The sequence below is a fragment of the Petrotoga mobilis SJ95 genome, from assembly GCF_000018605.1.
Lineage (GTDB): Bacteria > Thermotogota > Thermotogae > Petrotogales > Petrotogaceae > Petrotoga > Petrotoga mobilis.
In genome coordinates this window covers 1,151,982-1,170,310 of sequence record NC_010003.1, presented here as the reverse complement: position 1 = coordinate 1,170,310, position 18,329 = coordinate 1,151,982, and the positions used below count along the sequence as shown (strand labels likewise).

Sequence of the window (18,329 nt, the reverse complement as noted above, 5' to 3'; positions counted from 1 at the left end):
CTTAAAATTTAGCCTTTGTATAGTTTTTCCACGTCTCCAATTTCATAAAACAGCGCTGATAAAGATTTTAAAAAACCTAGTCTATTGCTTCTTATAGATTCATCTTCAGACATAACAAAAATGTTATCAAAATACCTGTCAATATTTTCTTTTAAAGAGATTAAGCTTTCAATCGCTCCATCGTAATCTAATTTTTTCAAACAGTTTTCAAATTGAGACTTCACTTCCAAATATTTTTGAAATAACGTTTTTTCCTCTTCTTCTACGAATAGTCTGCCATGATATTCTTGGGAATAATGGTTTTTTGAAATGTTGTTTACCCTTTGAAACGCTGTAATAAAATCTTGAAATTCTTCTTTTTTTATAAACTTATCCAATGATTTGGCAGCCAAGTAAGCTCTTAAAGGTTTATATACATTTATTAAAACCGAATTTATTGCCTCTGCGGATATGTTTTCTCTTTCTAAGATGGTTCCTAAACGGTTGGATAAGAAACTTTTTAACTCAACTTCTACAGGTTTTATAGATATGTTAGATTTCCCACTTTCGGCGAACACTTTTTCTGATAAGTCGATAAGTTCTTTAAGGTTCAGGTCCCATTCCATCGATATCAAAATTCTTAAGATTCCAAAAGCTTTTCTTCTCAATGCAAAAGGATCTTTTGATCCTGAAGGGATCTTTCCTATACCAAAATATCCGATTAGGTCATCTATTTTGTCCGCTATGGAGACGATATTAGCAACTAAATTTTGAGATATTTCATCATTTTCCGAAAGAGGTTTGTAGTGTTCTTCGGCTGTTAAGAAAACATCTTCATTTTCTCCTTTGTGTTTCAAATAGATTCTTGCCATAATTCCTTGCAATTCAGGAAACTCATATACAACTTTTGAAGGGATGTCAATTTTACATAACAAGCCGGCTCTTTTAACTACATCTAAATTTTCAAAACCAAGTTTTTCGGCAATTTTTGAACTGAGTGTTGATATTCGCTCACATTTTTCTCTGTAATTTCCTAATTCTACTTGATAAGTAATACTCTTTAAATCTTCAAGCCTCTTCTGTATATCCGTTTTTAAGTCGTCTTCATAGTAAAAAGCTGCATCGTCTAATCTTGCGTTTATTACTCTAGTATAGCCATTAGTAACGTTGCTTTTTCTGCCAAATCCGTCCTGGAAAGCTATGTATTTGTTGATTACCTTTCCATCTTTCATCGCCACAAAACTTCTTTGATGGTGTCTTACAGTGACAATGATGATTTCTGGTGGTAGAAAAAGATATTTTTCATCAAAACTTCCAACTACCCCTTTAGGAAATTCTGTCATTTTGGCAATTTCTCGAATTAAATCCTCGTGCTCTTCCAAAGAAATCTTGATATTATATTCATCTTCTAGCTCTTGAATTTCTCTCTCTATTACTTCTATTCTTTCTTCATATAGGGGGATTACATAGTTCTTTTTTAATTCACTAAAGAAAGTTTGAGGATTTGTAATTATCATCTCTTCGCCAAAAAAACGATGACCATAACTTTTGTTGGAGGATTTTTCATTGAACATTTCGAATTCTAAAATCTCTCTATTGTACAAACCTAAGACCCAATGTACCGGTCTTACAAAGGTGTAATTACCTTTTCCCCACCTCATACTTTTGGCAAAATTCATGTTTGTTATCAATTCTGGAATGATATTTTGTAAAATAATTTTGGTAGGCTCTCCCGCTTTAACAAACTCTATATATGCGTATTCTGCGCCGTCATTATTTTCAAATTTTACATCTTTTACCTGAACACCTTGGCCTTTTGCAAAACCTTCGAGTGCTTTTGTAGGTTGGTTATTTTCATCGAAGCAAATCTTTTTTGGAGGACCTTTTCTTTTTTCTTTTTTATCGGGCTGTTTATCTGGAAGGCCCACGATGTAAGCTCCAAACCTACGAGGGGAAATGAAGATATTCATAGACAAAAAATTCAAATCATTTTTTTCCAAGGATTTTTTTAATCCTTCTTCCAATTGAGTTAGTATATTATCAAATTCTGATGGGGGTAAATCTTCAACACCTATTTCAAAAATTGCCCTATTCAACATCAATTACCTCCGCATTTGAACTGTCTATATATAGTTTTGCACAGCTTTTCGCCATATTCCTTATATCCAATATGTATTGATGCCTTTCGTTAACTCCAATGGCATTTCTTGCGTCCATTAAGTTGAATACATGTGCTGATTTTGCTAAATAGTCGTATGCAGGTAAATATAATTGTTTTGCAATTAGCCTTTGAAATTCTTTTTTATACATATTGTAAAGTGTTTTAAGCATATCTATATCAGCTTCTTCAAAATTATAGTAAGAAAACTGCCTTTCGTTTTCTTTGTATATGTCTTTGTATTTTACATTTTTATTCCATTTAGTTTCATAAACGTTGTCGATGTTCTGTAAATACATAGCTATTCTCTCAATTCCATACGTAAGTTCAACGGGAATATAAGTTAATGGGATGCCTCCCATCTGTTGAAAGTACGTGAACTGAGTGATCTCCATACCATCTAACCATACTTCCCATCCAACCCCCCACGCTCCTAAAGTAGGAGATTCCCAATTATCTTCTACGAACCTTATGTCATGTTCCTTAGGGGATATCCCTAAAGATTCCAAAGACCTAATATATAGATCTTGGACGTCTTTGGGTGAAGGTTTGAGAACTACCTGGTATTGATAAAATCGTTGCATTCTATTTGGGTTTTCACCGTATCTACCGTCTGTTGGCCTTCTACAAGGTTGAGTATAGGCAACTCTCCATTCATTTGCCCCAAAAGATCTAAAAAAAGTGGCAGGACTGTATGTCCCTGCCCCCATCTCTATATCGTAAGGTTGGTCTATAACACATCCAAAATCGGACCAAAATTTTTCTAAGTTCATAATCACATCTTGAATGTACAAATCAAATCCTCCATTCTTCCAGCAGAATTAATTGTTTATTATTTGTCAGATTTTACTCAACGGAAATAAGCAGTGGATAATGTCTCTGCCCACCGTTGTGAATTTCTATCTCTATATTGGCGTATTTTTGGGTCAGATTTTTTACTAGTTGATCGATCTTTTCTTTTTTGGCACCTTCACCGTAAATTATGGTAATGATTTCATAACCTTTTTTTATTAGTTCCTCTAAAACTTTTTCCGTTTCTTTATAAACGTTCTTTCCATGAGCTTTTAACTCTTTTCCAAGAAATATCAAGTACTCGCCTTTTTTTATCTTTTCACCCTTAATGGTGGAATCCCTGACCGCATAAGTAACTTCAATCGGGACGATAGATTTAACGTATCCCATCATGGATTCTTTTAATTCTTCTTTGTCCATATTGTCATCGAAACCAAGCAAGGCACTTATGCCTTCTTGAATGTGTTTTGTAGGTAATATCAATATTTCTTTATCTGTTAACTCTGCAGCTTTTTCAGCAGCCAGAATAATATTTGGGTTATTGGGGAGTATGATCACTTTTTTTTGTGGAACTTTATTAATCGCATCTGAGAAGTCTTTTACACTAGGGTTAGTGGTTTGACCTCCAAAAATAACTTGATCCACTCCCAAACTTATAAAGATATCTGAAATACCTTTTCCTGGAGAGACTGCAATCACACCCCAATTTTTATTATTCAGATTATTGTTAACAGCCACTTTAGCTTGCTCTATATCGGCTATTTTGCCCTCTTTTTGTTTTTCTATAATATGTTCGTGTTGTGATTTCATATTGTCTATCTTTGTTTTGATCAATTCGCCATGTTCTAAAAACTTTTCAAAGACTAATCCTGGATGATTTGTGTGTATGTGTGTTTTTAATATGTCATCCTGATTAACTAAAACAATGGAATCTCCTAGACCTTCCAAAAAACTCCTTATTTCTTCTAAGGTCTTTTTTTGTATAGGCTGTTTCTGGAATTTTACTATCGCTTCTGTGCAATACTGGTATGTTAGTTCTTCATAGGCTATTTCTGTTATTTGTTCAGGTGTGGCAGATTCTAATTCCTCAAGTTCTACTTCAATATCGCCGTGAAGTGCATCATTCATCCCTTTTAAAATGTAAGCAAGTCCTTTTGCTCCAGCATCCACAACATTCGAATCGCGTAATTTTTTCAAATATTTTGGGGTTTCCTCTACTATTTCAAATGAATACTTTACTATCGCATCGAAAAAAACCAAAAAATCCTTTTCTTCGGACATACTTTCTTCCATCTTTTCTGACAATCTTCGAATTAAAGTCAGCATTGTTCCTTCAACTGGTTTCATAACGGCGTTGTAAGCTCTATCTTTAGCGTTTTGAAGGGCTTTTATAAAATCTTGGGTGTTGATTCTTTTCTTTTTTTCGAGAATTTCAGTTATTCCACGAAATATTTGTGACAAAATAACACCTGAGTTACCCCTTGCTCCTAGTAAAAGACCTCTTCTCAAACTTTCCATCATAGATTTCATATCGTCTTTATCTTCAACTTCATCCATACTTTTACAAGCTTCGAGCATACCTGCTAACATATTATTACCCGTGTCTCCATCTGGGACAGGAAAAACATTAAGGGCGTTAATTTCATCTTTGTTTTTAGCTAATTCTGCTGCACCTTTTTTTAGAGCTAAATATAGGTCTTTTGCATACAAAAACTTGAGCATTCAATAGACACCTTCTCTTAATATTTCAAGCCAGATATGCTCACATTTACTTTGATATTATCAAAATTTAGCATAGATGTGACTCTATGGTGAACATTCTCTTGTATATTTTGAGCTACCTTTTTAATGGGAAGGCCATATTCAAAAACGAGGAAGAGATCAATTACTATACTTTCTTCATTTTCTGATACGTTTATTCCTCTATCTTCACTTTTTGACCAAAAACTTGATATCCTATCAAAAAAACCTTGCTTTCCAGAGATTTCAACCGTGCCGTAGGATTCGATAACAGCCTTATAAACCAATTCTTTTATAACATCGTTTTTGATATCTACAGTACCAAATTCTGTTTCTATTAACATGAGGTTCACCTCCGTAGTTTGTTATTTTTGCAAATTACTAACTATTGCGGAAAGGTATCCAACTACCGCTTCATAATCACCGCTTATTAGGCCACTCGTAGTGTGGTCAATTATTTCAATATCAGTAAATCCTATACTTAAAAGAGCAGCCACGGGACCGTATCCACACATACTTATATTATATCTTCTTATTGTATCATACATTTCTTGCAGATTCATATTTTTTAATGTTTCTATAACTTTTTCATCTTTTAGCAATGTTTTTTCGTGACTTTCGTAATGATTCATATCAGAAGAAGCTATGATCAAATCTCCTTCTTCTATGATATCTGCTAAAATTTCTCCAAGGTTTTTGGAGGTTTCTAAACTTTGATCCATCATACAGATGGGTACAATTTCAAAATCATTTCCTATAGCATACTGAAGAAAAGGCAGTTGTACCTCTAATGAATGTTCTCTCGAATGTGCAGATTCATCGTTATAAATGTCTAACTCTTTCAAAATTTTCCCTGCGGTTTTTCCGTCAACATTTATCGTTCCCAAGGGAGTTTTCCAACTACCGCTTGTGAAAACTGATATTTTAGAACCTAATCCTGTATGATTAGGCCCTAATAAAAATACTCTTTTTGCTATACCTTTCTCAAATACCTTTTTGTAAGCTTTTGCTGCGGTTTCTCCAGAATATATGTAACCAGCATGAGGTACTATTGCTCCCATAGGGGGAATTAATTTTTCGGTATTTACTTTAAAACTATCACCAAAAAAACTTTTTAGAAGGTTTTTTAATTTTTCTGGATTCGAAGGGTAAAAAGTACCTGCAACCACAGGATTTCTAACCTTCTCCATATTTCGAATCGCCTCCTGAGAGACTGATGTTTCAGAAATAATTCTCAATTTCGGGTTTATTTGATACTTCAACATGTATGAGTATAACTAAATCGTATACATTTTCTGTTTTTTCATAAGAAGTGAACAATTGTCCTATTACGGGTATTTCTTTAAAAATAGGGATGCCGGTTTCATTTTCAACTATGCTGGTAAAATTAAGCCCACCTAATTTTATAAAACCACCGTTGGGGATGATAAATTTACTGTTCATATTTCTTTCATCAACTATGTTTTTATCTTCGTTTTTCAATTCGCTTATGCTTATATCTAATTCAGTGTTGACCATTTTTGTAATATTGTCATATTCACCACTTACTTCCATTATAAAACCTGATTCTATTTTTGATACTATCTTACCTTCCTCATCGAATACGGGAACCGACAAGACGGATTTTATTGATGCTCGCCCACCTTCATTAACGTATATTACTGGTTTTGATATTAACGAAGCCTTATCTTTGCTACCATTTATTATACCATCAAATTGTAAAGTTAATAAGTAGAGCTCTTCCACAGAGAATCTATCCACATTTTGTCCAGAGAAAACGAAAATCTCGTATTTTAATAGTTTTTTCTGTTCATAAAATCTAAGGGTATTATGCCCGATATTCTCATACCAAATGTCTTGGGATACCAAATAAGGCTGTAACGATGACATATCTAAATTAAAGTCATTGATGGTTACCTTTTTATCGTTTTCAAAATCTGATATAACGTTTATAGATTGTGCTTTTGCTACCAAGGAAATTAACTCTTTTAACGAAATTTCAACACTGCCCTCTTCATAAGGAAATGAATCCAGAATATTTTTCAAAAAGCTTGTTTTGGATTCTTCGTATTCCAACATATATAGAACATAATCTTCCTGCTCTGTAATATTTGAAAATTCGATATTCTCCTGGATTAAAAGTTTCTCAAAAATTGTACTCTTTTCAAAAGGAATGGTAACGAGTTCTTTGTTAATTATAGGTTTAAACATTTCAGGTATAATTTGGGGTTGAACAAGTTCATTTATTTTTTGGGCTATTTTTATAGATTCACTACTTCCCATTAAAAAGAAATGTTGTTCGTCTAACTTGTAAGTCTTTACAGGTAGAATCTCTTCTAAAAATGTCATGTCGTAGACGGAGGTTAAAACAACATAACTTTCATCTTCGTAATTTTCTTTCTTTTCAATAGGAGTGGATGGTTCGCTAATTTCTTGTGGTGTTATAGGTAAAACATCTTTTGTTTCTGGAATTTCGTTCAAATAATTTATCAGTTCGTTAATTTGGTCTTTTTCGCCTTCTCTGGCAAGGATTGCGTAGTAATTATCCTCAAAAAAGGCTACTTTACAATCAAAGATTTTTTCTAAACGGGTTAGGTCATACTTTGATTCAAAGAAAAGCAAATATTCTTGGTTTCTATCTAAAGAATCTTCTTTTGAAGAGGCTAGCATAAAATTGGTTGAGGAACTTTCTTCAGAGATATTTTCATTTTCAATGAATAAAGGCAGATTATTTTCAAAGGCAGAGGCTTGTTTACCTACCAATACGGTATCTTCATCGTAAAAGATTGTGTTTAAAGAGTAAACTTCATTCAGCATTCTTAAAAAATGTTCTATGTGTATTTCATTTGAATTTATAGCGAAAAAAGTGTCGGGCAATTCTTCCGTTTTTATCCAATTCCAGCCAATGTAAGTAAACAACAAGTCTATAGCATCATCTAACTTTATTTTTTCAAAGTTTATCTTTTGAAAAGTGTATGGTTCATATCCATAAAAAATTATCCTATCGTCCTTTATTTCTAAATTGTTCATTGGATAAAGAAATTTGATCGTAATTACATTTTTTAACGAAGAGACTTCTTTTACAGGTCCTTTACTAATTTTGTAATTAGCTTGCTCAAAGATTTCCCCTTCGTAAAAAAGTTTGTAAATGGTCTTTGAATCGTTTGAATAAATTTCAAACTTACTTTGCGTTTCAAAAAATACAATATTGGCGTTAATGGATGAATCATAATCTATGAAAAAACCAAAGAAAAATGAAGGTAATAGTAAAAAAATAAAGAAAAGAGCTTCCTTCGGTTTCGGCATGAGACCCCCTCAAAATATTCCCTTATTACTTCAATTATACCATAAAAACTCAGAAACTCTGTTTAATAGTCTTTCACCCTGTAACCCTTTTGAAAATGAAAAACGCCCATTTGGGGCGTCTTTAATTTTTTATTTTATCATTAGCTTTGTTATGAGTTTTGCAAATGTAGCTTTATCTTCGATTTCTAATCCTTCAAGTAACAAAGATTGGTTGTAAAGTAATTCAGCGTAATCTTTAATTTCTTCTGAGTTAGGATCTTTGTGGTATATATCTGTTAATATTTTAAATACTTGATGATCAGGATTTAGCTCTAAGATCTTTTCAGCTTCAAAGGGTAGTTGCTCTAGATTTTTTAAGGTCTTTTCCATGTTTAAGGATATTGCTTCATTGGCGCTTACTATACATGCGGGGGATTCCTTCAATTTATCTGTTAATCTAACATCTTTCACTTTGTCTTTAAGGTATTCTTTTATTTTTTGGAGCAAGTCTTTGTTTTCTTCTTCTTTTTCTTTAAATTTCTCATCTATTTTTACATTTGAACTGCTGATCGATTTGAATTCTTTTCCTTCGTAGTCGTGCATCAATTTGATGAGGAATTCGTCTATTTCATCTGTTAAATACAACACCTCATAACCTTTTTCTTTGAAGGATTCCATTTGAGGTAGGTTTTCAATAATATCTTTGCTTTCCCCCACTGCGTAATATATGTAATTACCTTGATCTTCTTTCATTTTTGAAATATATTCTTTAAGGGTTACCATATTTTTATCAGACGTGGAACTTTCGAATAAAAGCAGATCTTGAACTTTTTCTTTTTCTTGTATATTCTGATATAATCCTGCCTTTATAACCTTTCCAAATTCTTTCCAAAATTCCACGTACTTTTCTCTTTCGTTTTCAAGTTTTGATTTTAAAGCGTCTAATATCTTTCTTTCAATATTTTTTCTTATTACTTTAAGTTGCTTGTTTTTCTGGAGTATTTCTCTTGAGATATTCAAAGAGAAGTCGGGAGAGTCCACCAATCCTTTAACAAAACCCAAATAATCGGGGAGAACTTCTTCACAGTTTTCCATTATAAAAACGTTCTTTGAATAGAGGTTCAACCCTCTTTTGTAATCTTTGCTGAAAAAGGTAAACGGCAACTTAGAAGGAATATAAAGCAATGCGGTGAATTCAACCGTAGTTCCTTCAGCTTTGAAATGAATAACATCGAAAGGATCGTTCCAATCGTAAAAATGTTCTTTGTAGAACTCGTTGTATTCGTTTTGAGTTATTTCTTCTTTGTTTTTGTTCCATAAGGGAACCATCGAATTAAGTATTTTAACGGTTATCTTCTGTTTACCTGCTTCCACTTCTTCTTCCCATTTCATTTTTATGGGATATTTTATATAGTTGGAGTGTTTTTTGACTAATTCTTGAATTTTATATTGGTCCAAATAATTTTCATCCTCATCTAAATCGTCTTTCAATATTAAGGTAATCTTAGTTCCTCTATTGGCTTTTTCACATTCTTCAACTGAATAAGTTCCTGTTCCATCGGATTCCCATCTTACACCTTTATCTTGATCCCACTTTTTTGTTTCTACAATAACTTTTTTAGCCACCATGAATGCGGAATAAAATCCAACACCGAATTGACCTATTAGGCTTATTACAGTGTTTTCAGATTGAGCCTGTTTTAGTTGGTTCAGAAAGTTTTTGGTGCCTGATTTTGCAATAGTTCCTAAGTTTTCGATTACCTCTTCATAAGACATTCCGATACCGTTATCTTCAACTATCAAAGTGTTGTTGTCTTTGTCTATATCGATTCTAATTTGCAGTTCGGTATCATTTTGTAAAATGCTAGGGTCTTTCAAAGATAAGAATCTGATTTTATCAAGCGCGTCTGAGGCGTTAGAAATCAGCTCTCTTAAAAATATATCTTTGTGTGTGTAAATGGAGTTTATTATCAAGTTGAGCAATTGTTTTGTTTCTGCTTGAAATTCTTTTACTTCCGGCATTTATTTTTCCCTCCTGCTTTTTAGAATTACTTGCCTTAAGAAGCTCTAACTAATATATAATTATATCGAATCTTTTTGAAGGTTAATTTTCTCTATTTTTATTATTTTTATTAAGTTATTGTTTGTTTTCCTGTAATCTCTGAAATAATTCTTGTGCTATGTAAGATGCAACGTCTTCGGGATATGTGTTTGGTCCAAATCCTGCATCAAAACCTATTTCTTTGGCTAATTGATGAGTTATTCGGGGACCTCCTACGATAAGAATTACTTTGTGTCTGATTCCTTCGGCTTCCAATAATTCTACTAATTCTGTGAGGTTTTTTACATGTATATTTTTTTGAGTGACAGTTTGAGAGACGAGTAAGGCGTCGGCTTCAAATTCTAATGCTTTGGCAACGAAAACCTCATTCAAAACTTGACTTCCCATGTTCAGGGTTTCAAACATTTCGTATCTTTCCAAACCATAATGTCCAGCGTATCCTTTACGGTTCATTATTGCATCGATACCCACAGTATGCGCATCTGTTCCAGTTGAAGCCCCTATTACCTTTATTTTCCTACCTATATACTTTCTAATGTATTCGTCTATTTCTTCCATTGACATTGTTTTAGTTTTTATGTGAGGAACTTGAATTGCAGTATAATCAAGAGTATGTGTGCAACTTCCATAGCAGATGAAAAAAGTGAAACCCTTGGTCAACTCCTTGTGATAAACAACCATAGGTTCTTCTAAACCCATTTTCATCAGTAATTGTTTCGCAGATTCTATCGCCTCTTCTCCATCAGGAACAGGTAATGTGAAGCTTAATTGCATTTTTCCATCGTTCATTGCGTCTCCATACGGTTTTATGGCTTTTAGGTTTAGAGTTTCATCGAAACCTTTTTTTTCTGTTGAGTATGATCCTCCGCTCATCTTTGTTTTCCCTCCAACATTTTTGTTATAAAAGGGTTAAAGTAATGTTTCCCTTTTTCAAATACACCTTCCAAACCTTTCCCGCCATCGATGGGTCTTTTAATGTTTGCAAAGGTGCCCTTAGAAAGAGAAACGAACAGTCCATCTTCATTCATTTTTTCCAATAGTGCAATCGATTCGTCTAGTACTTGCTGGGCTCTTTTGTGAATGATGCCATCTTTTTTGAATTCGATTTCATCAGCAATATTTCTTAGATTGTTGAATATGTATTTTGCGTTTTCTATTGAGAGATATCTATCAGACATAAAAGGTGTATGAATAGCCTCTGTGAGCATGCCTAACAATTGTATCCCTTGTTCAGTTATGATTGAAACTACGTTGAACATAGCGTTTTGTATATGCCCTTTGAAGATGTTACCTGTCATATGTTTTGTTGGCGGCATATACTTTAAGGGAGATTTTGGAAATATTTCCCTTGCCATTTGAGCTTGGGCCAACTCGTATAAAAAGCCGTTCGTAATATCCGGATCCATTTCGAAAGCATGGCCTAATCCCATCTGCTCTTCAGGTATGCCGGCAATTAATGCTAACTGTTCGTTTATGAATTGAGAGGTTAAGACTGTGTGAGCTTCTTCATATGCATCGGCAGTTGTTAAGTAGTTATCTTCTCCGGTATTTATTATAATATCAGCAAAACCGTTAATAACTCTTGAAAAGTATTGGTCTATTATCGTTCTTTTCATGTTGATGTCTCTGAATAGGATACCGTATAAAGCGTCATTTAACATAACATCTAATCGTTCCATCGCCCCCATAGCTGCTATCTCAGGCATGCATAATCCTGATGCATAATTCACAAGTCTTATGTATCTACCTATCTCTTCCCCAACTTCATCTAAAGCTTTCCGCATTATTTTAAAGTTTTCTTGTGTAGCAAAAGTGCCTCCAAATCCTTCCGTAGTTGGACCGTATGGGACGAAATCCAAAAGGCTTTGACCTGTGGACCTGATTACTGCAATTATATCTGCTCCTTGTCTTGCAGCAGCTTGAGCTTGAACAACGTCTTCATATATATTACCTGTTGCTACGATGACGTATAAGTATGGTTGAGGACCTTCGCCTAATTTTTCTAAATAAGTTTTTCTTTTTCTTTTGTTGTTTTCTATCAAATTAATCATTGAATCAACATAGGGGTCCAATGCTTTTTGAATTTTGATGTCGGTGTTTATTTTAATCTTTGATAAATCTAATTCTTCAACCGATATTTTTTCTGCTATCTCTTGAGGGGTTAACCCCGTTTCTTTTAAAGCGTTACCAATTAAGTATGCAGCTCCTTCGTTCAGTAGACCTATCTCTTTTATATGTTCTACAACTCTGTTGGGGAGGGGTACATCATTTTTATCTACACCATCTATACCTAATAATCTGCATATCGCTCTTTCGGTTGAAACAGTGGATCTTTCCTCAACATATTTTTGAACATCCAAGGCGATATTTTTAGCTAAGTTTCTGGCATGTTCAATTTTATTTTGATCCAAATTTAATTTGTTCACAATTGGTCCTCCTTTTTCAACTCTTCGATGGTATTTATAAATTCTTTATCAATATTGAGCATTTTTGCAATTGTTAATGCTTCTTCTGGGACTTTTCCCTTCTTGTCTTCTATTAAAGAGTAATCCATTAATTCTGTGATGTCTGTTGGAGAAATATACATTTTAAGTAGAGATTTTTTAATTCCTTTAATTCTAAATTTTTTTATATTTTTTTCCGCAACGTTGTTGAAATGGGTTGTAACTACCGATATAGAATGGTAATTGTTGAGAATTTTAATGACAGCTTTCACAATTAATCTACCCTCATGAGGATTTGTGTTTCTTGCTATTTCATCAAGTAATATCAATGCTGAATCATCTTGCTTAATGTACGTTAATATTTCATTTAATTTTAAAATCTCGGCGGCGTATGAAGATAAACCACTTAAGATCGATTGATAATCACCTGAAACCAAAAATATTTTATCAACCGGTTTGATTTTTGCATGCCTTGCGGGAACGTAGAACCCATATTGAAAAAGATATTGGGATAATGCCAAAGATCTTAGTATTACTGTTTTTCCTGTCATGTTTGCCCCGGTTATTAACGTTGTTCCTTTACCTAATTTTATGTTTATCGGTTGATATATTTGGTTCGTTTTTTCTAATTGTTCTTTGATGAGTGGATTGAATAATCCCTCATATTCTATATTGCTTGAAAGTTCGGGTTTTGAAAGCTTTAGGTTCATTGCTAGTTCTGCTTTAGCTAGTATGAAATCTAATTCCTCTAGGTCTTTTAAGGCCTGTTCCAATTCTGACGAATATTCTGTCAATTTTACAGAAAGGTTATATCTTATTTTTTCTTCTATTTCCATTTCTTTTTGGTATAATAAGTCTTTTTCTTCTTGAGGAGCGTTTTTTCTCTTTCTTCTGATCGATGCAAGTTCACGAGAGTATGAATTGTAAATGTAAAATGTTGGAAGTTTGTTCCCTTCTGGATCCAGAATGGCTATCACTTTTTCCAAAGAAGGTAGTTTTAAAAAAGAGAAATTGACTAGTTTCCTTATTTCTTCATAATATATAGAAAAAAATTTTATTTCAAATAGTTCTATATCATCCAAAACCTCGCAGTTTTTTAGTCTTCCTATAATGTAGTTAATGTCTTTTATGTATTTGAGGTTGGATTTGATTTTGCTTAGTGATTTCTTTTCCCTTTTGATTGCTAATATAGCTTCCTCAATTTTATCCAGTTCTTGTTTTATTTGGATAGTATTGGTATAAAATTCTAAATTTTTTATTTTTTTTACTCCTAAGGGAGTAACAACATCTAACTTTTGAAGTATATATTCTAAATCATCCATGATTGACTTTCCCTCACGTTTATTATCGGTATGTTTATTGCTTCTTTTAATCTCTTTATGATTTCATCTGAGTCCATAGTATATCCGTATGGAGAGATAGGATTAATAGTTATAGCCAATAATTTTGTACTGTGGAGTACCTTTATTTTTCCGCCTTTTTGTATAAATGTGTAATAAGTTTCTGGTTTTACAAATATTTTAGTGAAATCTTTTACTATTAATTCTACTTCGTTTAAATTTTTTTCCTTAGATAGATACTTCAAAAAGCTTTCCCCCAAAGCACCACATATATAAAACTTTTTCCCGTAATCAAGAATTGGCTTGTCACATTCTTCAAAAGAGAGTAGTGATCTTATGGATAATTTAATAGCTCTTTCATCTATTGCATATATTCCATCTGTCAGATTTTCCAATTCGCTGTTATTCTCTTTTTCTAATTGGATCAAATCTGTAACAAATTTGGTTTTTTTAACAAGTTCATTTATGTTTAGACTTACAGCTGCTCCTGTTGCAAGTATCATAGCATCAGTAATAACTGGTGAAGCGGGAGTGAGTCTCGATAACGCGCCATCTATTAAGACTATCTGTGCTCCTAATTTTAACATTTTTTCTATGAGAGTTTTTATGTCTTTGATCTTTTGAGGGCCGGCCAATATTACCTCGCCATTTTCAAGTGCCTTGGATACAACTATTCTTCCTAAAGGTGTTCTTAAATCGTCATCAACGGACAAGATTTCAGAATGAAATCTTTTTAGTTTGTAATATTTTTCAGCGGTAGCAAAGATTGTTCCTTTTACAATTCCTATGTGAGGTTTTGGCAAAGAAGTTAATTGATCTATTGGTTCGCCATCTAAGCCGATAGAAGTAATTCCAACTCTTTTATTGAGGGTTTTTAATAAAAAATTTATCGTTTCTGTTTTTCCGGTATTTTTTTCAAGACCAACAATAGAGACACTTTTCAAATTTATAACTCCCTTTACAATATTCAGCTTTTGAATAATACCAAAGCTTCACCATCTATCCCCAAAGATCCATCCTCTTTTATTATTTGTGTTGCAAGTACTAATCTGAATTTTTCCTCTATTTTGTCCTTCACAGTTATTTTAACCGTTATTTTTTCATCGATGTATATGGGTTTTAAGAATTTTACCTCTTGCTTCATATATATAGTTCCTGGACCTGGGAACTCCATGCCAAGAATGGACGATATTATACTCACGCTCAACATTCCATGAACTATTCTTTTTTTGAATAAGGTGTGAGATGCAAATTCTTCGTCTAAATGAATAGGGTTTTTATCGCCTGTTATCTCTGCAAAAGATTCTACCATGTTGGCGGTTATTTTTTTATCCGTTTCATAAGCTTGATTAATTTTTATCTCTTCGTATTTCATTTTTACCCCCTAGTTCTTCATATTTCTTGCGTTTTTTTACTCTTTCATGTCTTTCTAAAAGATCAGGTTCCAAGCTTAATTTTTCTTTATCATCGAATAGTCTTGCCACCCCAAACCACTCATATTTTTCTCTGTAAAGTGAATCATCAACGTCAGTGGTTGTATCTTTGGGCTCGTGGTAGGTTGATATCACACCTTCGTAATTTCTTAAGATTACAGTATCCTTGTTTTGTGATATCAAATAGTTTGGCATTATTCTAATCTTTCCCCCACCCCCTGGTGCATCTACGACGAACTCAGGTATGGCAAATCCGGATGTATGGCCAATAAGGGATTCCATAATCTCTATACCTTTTGATACCGATGTTCTGAAATGTTCTATACCTTGCGATAAATCACATTGGTATAAGTAGTATGGCCTCACCCGTATTTTCACCAATTCATGCACTAATTCCATAATAATATATTTGCTGTCGTTCACCCCCCTTAGCAGTACTGATTGGTTTCCAAGTGGGATCCCAGCATCGGCTAGTTTTCGGCAAGCTTCAGCAGATTCCGGGGTTATTTCTTTTGGATGATTGAACTGAGTGTTGAGCCATAAAGGATGGTATTTTTTGAGTACGTTAACTAAATTATCTGTAATTAGTTGAGGGAATACCACGGGAACTCTCGTCCCTATTCTTACTACCTCCACATGGGGTATTTTCTTCAACTCACTTAATATATATTCTAGAATAGGTATTCCAGCCATTAAGGCATCCCCACCGGATAAAAGTACGTCTCTAACTTGAGGGGTATCTCGTATGTATTGAAGTGAGGCATCGATCTCGTTCCTTTTTCTGTTGGAATCTGTCTGACCGGCGAACCTTCTTCTAGTGCAATGCCTGCAGTACATCGAGCACATATCAGTTATTAAAAATAGCACTCTGTCGGGATATCTATGAGTAAGCCCGGGTGCGGGCGAATCTGCATCTTCATGGAGTGGATCTATTTGGTCCCATGGGCCCTTTATCAATTCTTTTGAGCTGGGTACGGCTTGCCTTCTAATCGGACATTTGGGGTTATCAGGATCCATTAGAGTAGCAAAATAGGGTGTAATAGCCATTCTCAAAGTTTTTAAAGTGTTTTTAATCCCTTGTTCCTCTTCAGGGGTTAAATTGATTATCTGCCTTAATTTTTCGACATCTGTAATTCTGTTTCTGAGTTGCCAATGCCAATCTTTCCATTCTTCTTCGGTCACATCTTTCCATAAGGGTATCTCCTTGTAATTTCTAGGGATATTCATAAATGAGTCCTCCTCATGCATATAATTTTTCAAACAAAGATCTTATTTCACTTGACTCTCTCAATATTTGAAGGGTTAAATCCGCATGACCCTTTGTGTAACCATTTCCTATGATCATGGTTAAATCCTTTCCAACTCCTTCTGCTCCCAAGGCTGCCTTGGTAAAAGATGTTGCCATAGAAAAAAAATAGACCACGCCTTCATCTTTCGTTATTAAAATCGATGACATTTCGGTATTAGGGACGTTCACGTTGTTAATCGTTACATCGCAAAGTTTCCCATTGTTTTTTTCCAATACTTTTTGATATACTTCAATTGGTTTGGTTGCATCTGCAATTATCAATTCATCTGCTAAATTCAACTCTTTTATCCTTTTTGCATTTTCTCCAGAATATTCGACAACTATAACTTTCCCTTTTTCTCTAGTAATTTTCATTGCTTGGTAAGAGCATAGTATTCCTGATTTTCCTCCACCGCCAATGATGCAAACTGTGTCCCCTTTTTTAACTAATTTAGATGTTTGAGCAGGAGCTCCAGCAACATCCAAAGCCGATAAGGCTAATTTTTCTGGGATATCTGTTGGTAAAATAGCATAAATTGCGCTTTCAAATAATATGGCTTTACCTTGTATATCTACCTGTTCATTTTCCAATTTTATTTTTTTTATTTTGTTAATTTTTAGAGGTGTGGCTGATAGGGAAACAAGGGTGGCAATTTTGTCTCCAACTTTTAAATCTTTGTGTGGAAAATCTGAACCAATTTTTTCTACTATCCCTATAAGCATTCCCCCGGAACCGGTAACGGGATTTTGCATCTTTCCTTTTTCGTTTACTATTTCTATAATTCGCTCTTTTATTTTCTCAACATCATTTTTACATGATTCTTTTATCTGGGTAAAACTTGCGGAATCTATATTTAAGGTTAGTACATCTATTAATATCTCATTTGAATATATTTCTGGTGAGTTATCTATTTTGTTTGCGGCTTGAGGCAACAACCCTTTTGGTTCGATAACTCTATGAGAGCCGAATGGACAACCTTTTTTCATCCTTCACCTCCAATGTTTAATATTTTTCGGGCTTCTTCAGGTCCAGCAACTTCTCTACCTAATTCTATAGATATTTTGGCTATTCTTTCGACTAATTGGGCATTAGATTTGGCAAGTTCTCCTTTTTTAAAGTATATGTTATCTTCGAATCCTACCCTTACATGCCCACCCATCAATATGGCATGAACCGCAAGTGATAGTTCATACTTCCCTATTCCCGCCACCGTCCAGGTACTATTTGGTGGGATATGACTTACAAGATATATAAGGTCATCAATTTCACCAGGTATCGCCCCTGGAACACCCATTACAAAATCAAAGTGAATTGGTCTGTCTATTAAGCCTTTTTTTTCTATCCTTAGAGCGTTATTTATATGTCCCCTTTCAAATACCTCTATCTCTGGCTTGATTTTTCTCTGTTTCATCTCGTGAGCAAATTTTTCGATGTATTCCTCCGTGTTTAGAAAAATATCTTTTCCAAAGTTTGTTGTTCCGGCCGATAGAGTAGCCATCTCTGGGTTTAGTTCTAATGGCTGTCTTCTTTCTTCAAAAGTGTGATAAACAGCCCCGCCTGTAGAGGGTTGAAAGATGATGTTACATCTACTTTCTATCTCTTCTTTAATCTCTTTATATACATATATAGATTGAGTTGGATTTCCTTTTTGATCTCTTGCATGGACATGAACGATAGAAGCACCAGCTAAATAACAATCGTAAGCTGCTTGGGCTATTTCTTGAGGAGACATCGGCAAGGCAGGTTGTTGTTCCCTAGTTACTTCGGCTCCTGTTAAGGCTGCAGTGATAATTAACTTTTCCATTTT

The 18,329-nt window shown here is 34.0% G+C and carries 15 protein-coding genes; all 15 read right to left on the bottom strand.

The features are described from left to right. Window positions 1–8 precede the first annotated feature (8 nt). The 15 genes from glyS to kce all read right to left on the bottom strand — a co-directional run bounded on the left by glyS (window position 9) and on the right by kce (window position 18,326). Window positions 9–2,078 carry a glycine--tRNA ligase subunit beta gene (glyS, locus tag PMOB_RS05625; RefSeq protein WP_012208912.1) on the bottom strand — a complete coding sequence of 690 codons (2,070 nt, stop codon included), beginning with the start codon at window positions 2,076–2,078 and terminating at the stop codon, window positions 9–11. After that, window positions 2,068–2,931, bottom strand: a complete 864-nt coding sequence (locus PMOB_RS05620) for a glycine--tRNA ligase subunit alpha (protein ID WP_012208911.1) — start codon at window positions 2,929–2,931, stop codon at window positions 2,068–2,070. The genes glyS and PMOB_RS05620 overlap by 11 nt, the downstream gene beginning before the upstream one ends. A gap of 52 nt (window positions 2,932–2,983) precedes the next feature. Beyond that, entirely contained in the window at window positions 2,984–4,651 is a 1,668-nt protein-coding gene (locus PMOB_RS05615; RefSeq protein WP_012208910.1) for a DAK2 domain-containing protein, read from the bottom strand. A 17-nt stretch (window positions 4,652–4,668) separates the two neighbouring features. After that, window positions 4,669–5,013 (bottom strand): Asp23/Gls24 family envelope stress response protein, encoded by a 345-nt coding sequence (locus PMOB_RS05610; protein WP_012208909.1) that lies wholly within the window; start codon window positions 5,011–5,013, stop codon window positions 4,669–4,671. Window positions 5,014–5,034: 21 nt separating this feature from the next. Further along, entirely contained in the window at window positions 5,035–5,859 is an 825-nt protein-coding gene (amrB, locus tag PMOB_RS05605; protein WP_012208908.1) for an AmmeMemoRadiSam system protein B, read from the bottom strand. A 31-nt stretch (window positions 5,860–5,890) separates the two neighbouring features. After that, window positions 5,891–7,975, bottom strand: a complete 2,085-nt coding sequence (locus PMOB_RS05600) for a hypothetical protein (protein ID WP_012208907.1) — start codon at window positions 7,973–7,975, stop codon at window positions 5,891–5,893. Window positions 7,976–8,104: 129 nt separating this feature from the next. Then, window positions 8,105–9,976, bottom strand: a complete 1,872-nt coding sequence (gene htpG / locus PMOB_RS05595; RefSeq protein WP_012208906.1) for a molecular chaperone HtpG — start codon at window positions 9,974–9,976, stop codon at window positions 8,105–8,107. Window positions 9,977–10,091: 115 nt separating this feature from the next. Beyond that, window positions 10,092–10,889, bottom strand: coding sequence for a lysine 5,6-aminomutase subunit beta (kamE, locus tag PMOB_RS05590; protein WP_012208905.1), 798 nt, complete (start codon window positions 10,887–10,889; stop codon window positions 10,092–10,094). Beyond that, entirely contained in the window at window positions 10,886–12,442 is a 1,557-nt protein-coding gene (gene kamD / locus PMOB_RS05585; protein WP_012208904.1) for a lysine 5,6-aminomutase subunit alpha, read from the bottom strand. Before kamD ends, kamE begins: the two co-directional genes overlap by 4 nt. After that, entirely contained in the window at window positions 12,439–13,782 is a 1,344-nt protein-coding gene (kamC, locus tag PMOB_RS05580) for a lysine 5,6-aminomutase reactivase ATPase KamC (protein WP_012208903.1), read from the bottom strand. Before kamC ends, kamD begins: the two co-directional genes overlap by 4 nt. Beyond that, window positions 13,770–14,744, bottom strand: coding sequence for a lysine 5,6-aminomutase reactivase subunit KamB (kamB, locus tag PMOB_RS05575; RefSeq protein WP_012208902.1), 975 nt, complete (start codon window positions 14,742–14,744; stop codon window positions 13,770–13,772). Before kamB ends, kamC begins: the two co-directional genes overlap by 13 nt. 23 nt (window positions 14,745–14,767) lie before the next feature. After that, entirely contained in the window at window positions 14,768–15,175 is a 408-nt protein-coding gene (locus PMOB_RS05570) for a MaoC family dehydratase (RefSeq protein ID WP_012208901.1), read from the bottom strand. Continuing rightward, a complete protein-coding gene (kamA, locus tag PMOB_RS05565) occupies window positions 15,150–16,460 on the bottom strand; it encodes a lysine 2,3-aminomutase (RefSeq protein WP_012208900.1) in 1,311 nt (436 codons plus the stop codon). The genes PMOB_RS05570 and kamA overlap by 26 nt, the downstream gene beginning before the upstream one ends. Before the next feature lie 13 nt (window positions 16,461–16,473). Next, on the bottom strand, window positions 16,474–17,508 hold the full coding sequence (kdd, locus tag PMOB_RS05560; protein WP_012208899.1) for an L-erythro-3,5-diaminohexanoate dehydrogenase: 1,035 nt from the start codon (window positions 17,506–17,508) through the stop codon (window positions 16,474–16,476). Beyond that, window positions 17,505–18,326, bottom strand: a complete 822-nt coding sequence (kce, locus tag PMOB_RS05555) for a 3-keto-5-aminohexanoate cleavage enzyme (RefSeq protein WP_012208898.1) — start codon at window positions 18,324–18,326, stop codon at window positions 17,505–17,507. Before kce ends, kdd begins: the two co-directional genes overlap by 4 nt. Window positions 18,327–18,329 lie beyond the last annotated feature (3 nt).

Excerpts from the sequence above, each read along its gene's own strand:
- glyS (WP_012208912.1), bottom strand. The coding sequence starts at position 2,078 with ATGTTGAATAGGGCAATTTTTGAAATAGGTGTTGAAGATTTACCCCCA.
- PMOB_RS05615 (WP_012208910.1), bottom strand. The coding sequence starts at position 4,651 with ATGCTCAAGTTTTTGTATGCAAAAGACCTATATTTAGCTCTAAAAAAA.
- PMOB_RS05610 (WP_012208909.1), bottom strand. The coding sequence starts at position 5,013 with ATGTTAATAGAAACAGAATTTGGTACTGTAGATATCAAAAACGATGTT.
- amrB (WP_012208908.1), bottom strand. The coding sequence starts at position 5,859 with ATGGAGAAGGTTAGAAATCCTGTGGTTGCAGGTACTTTTTACCCTTCG.
- PMOB_RS05600 (WP_012208907.1), bottom strand. The coding sequence starts at position 7,975 with ATGCCGAAACCGAAGGAAGCTCTTTTCTTTATTTTTTTACTATTACCT.
- htpG (WP_012208906.1), bottom strand. The coding sequence starts at position 9,976 with ATGCCGGAAGTAAAAGAATTTCAAGCAGAAACAAAACAATTGCTCAAC.
- kamE (WP_012208905.1), bottom strand. The coding sequence starts at position 10,889 with ATGAGCGGAGGATCATACTCAACAGAAAAAAAAGGTTTCGATGAAACT.
- kamC (WP_012208903.1), bottom strand. The coding sequence starts at position 13,782 with ATGGATGATTTAGAATATATACTTCAAAAGTTAGATGTTGTTACTCCC.
- PMOB_RS05570 (WP_012208901.1), bottom strand. The coding sequence starts at position 15,175 with ATGAAATACGAAGAGATAAAAATTAATCAAGCTTATGAAACGGATAAA.
- kamA (WP_012208900.1), bottom strand. The coding sequence starts at position 16,460 with ATGAATATCCCTAGAAATTACAAGGAGATACCCTTATGGAAAGATGTG.
- kdd (WP_012208899.1), bottom strand. The coding sequence starts at position 17,508 with ATGAAAAAAGGTTGTCCATTCGGCTCTCATAGAGTTATCGAACCAAAA.
- kce (WP_012208898.1), bottom strand. The coding sequence starts at position 18,326 with ATGGAAAAGTTAATTATCACTGCAGCCTTAACAGGAGCCGAAGTAACT.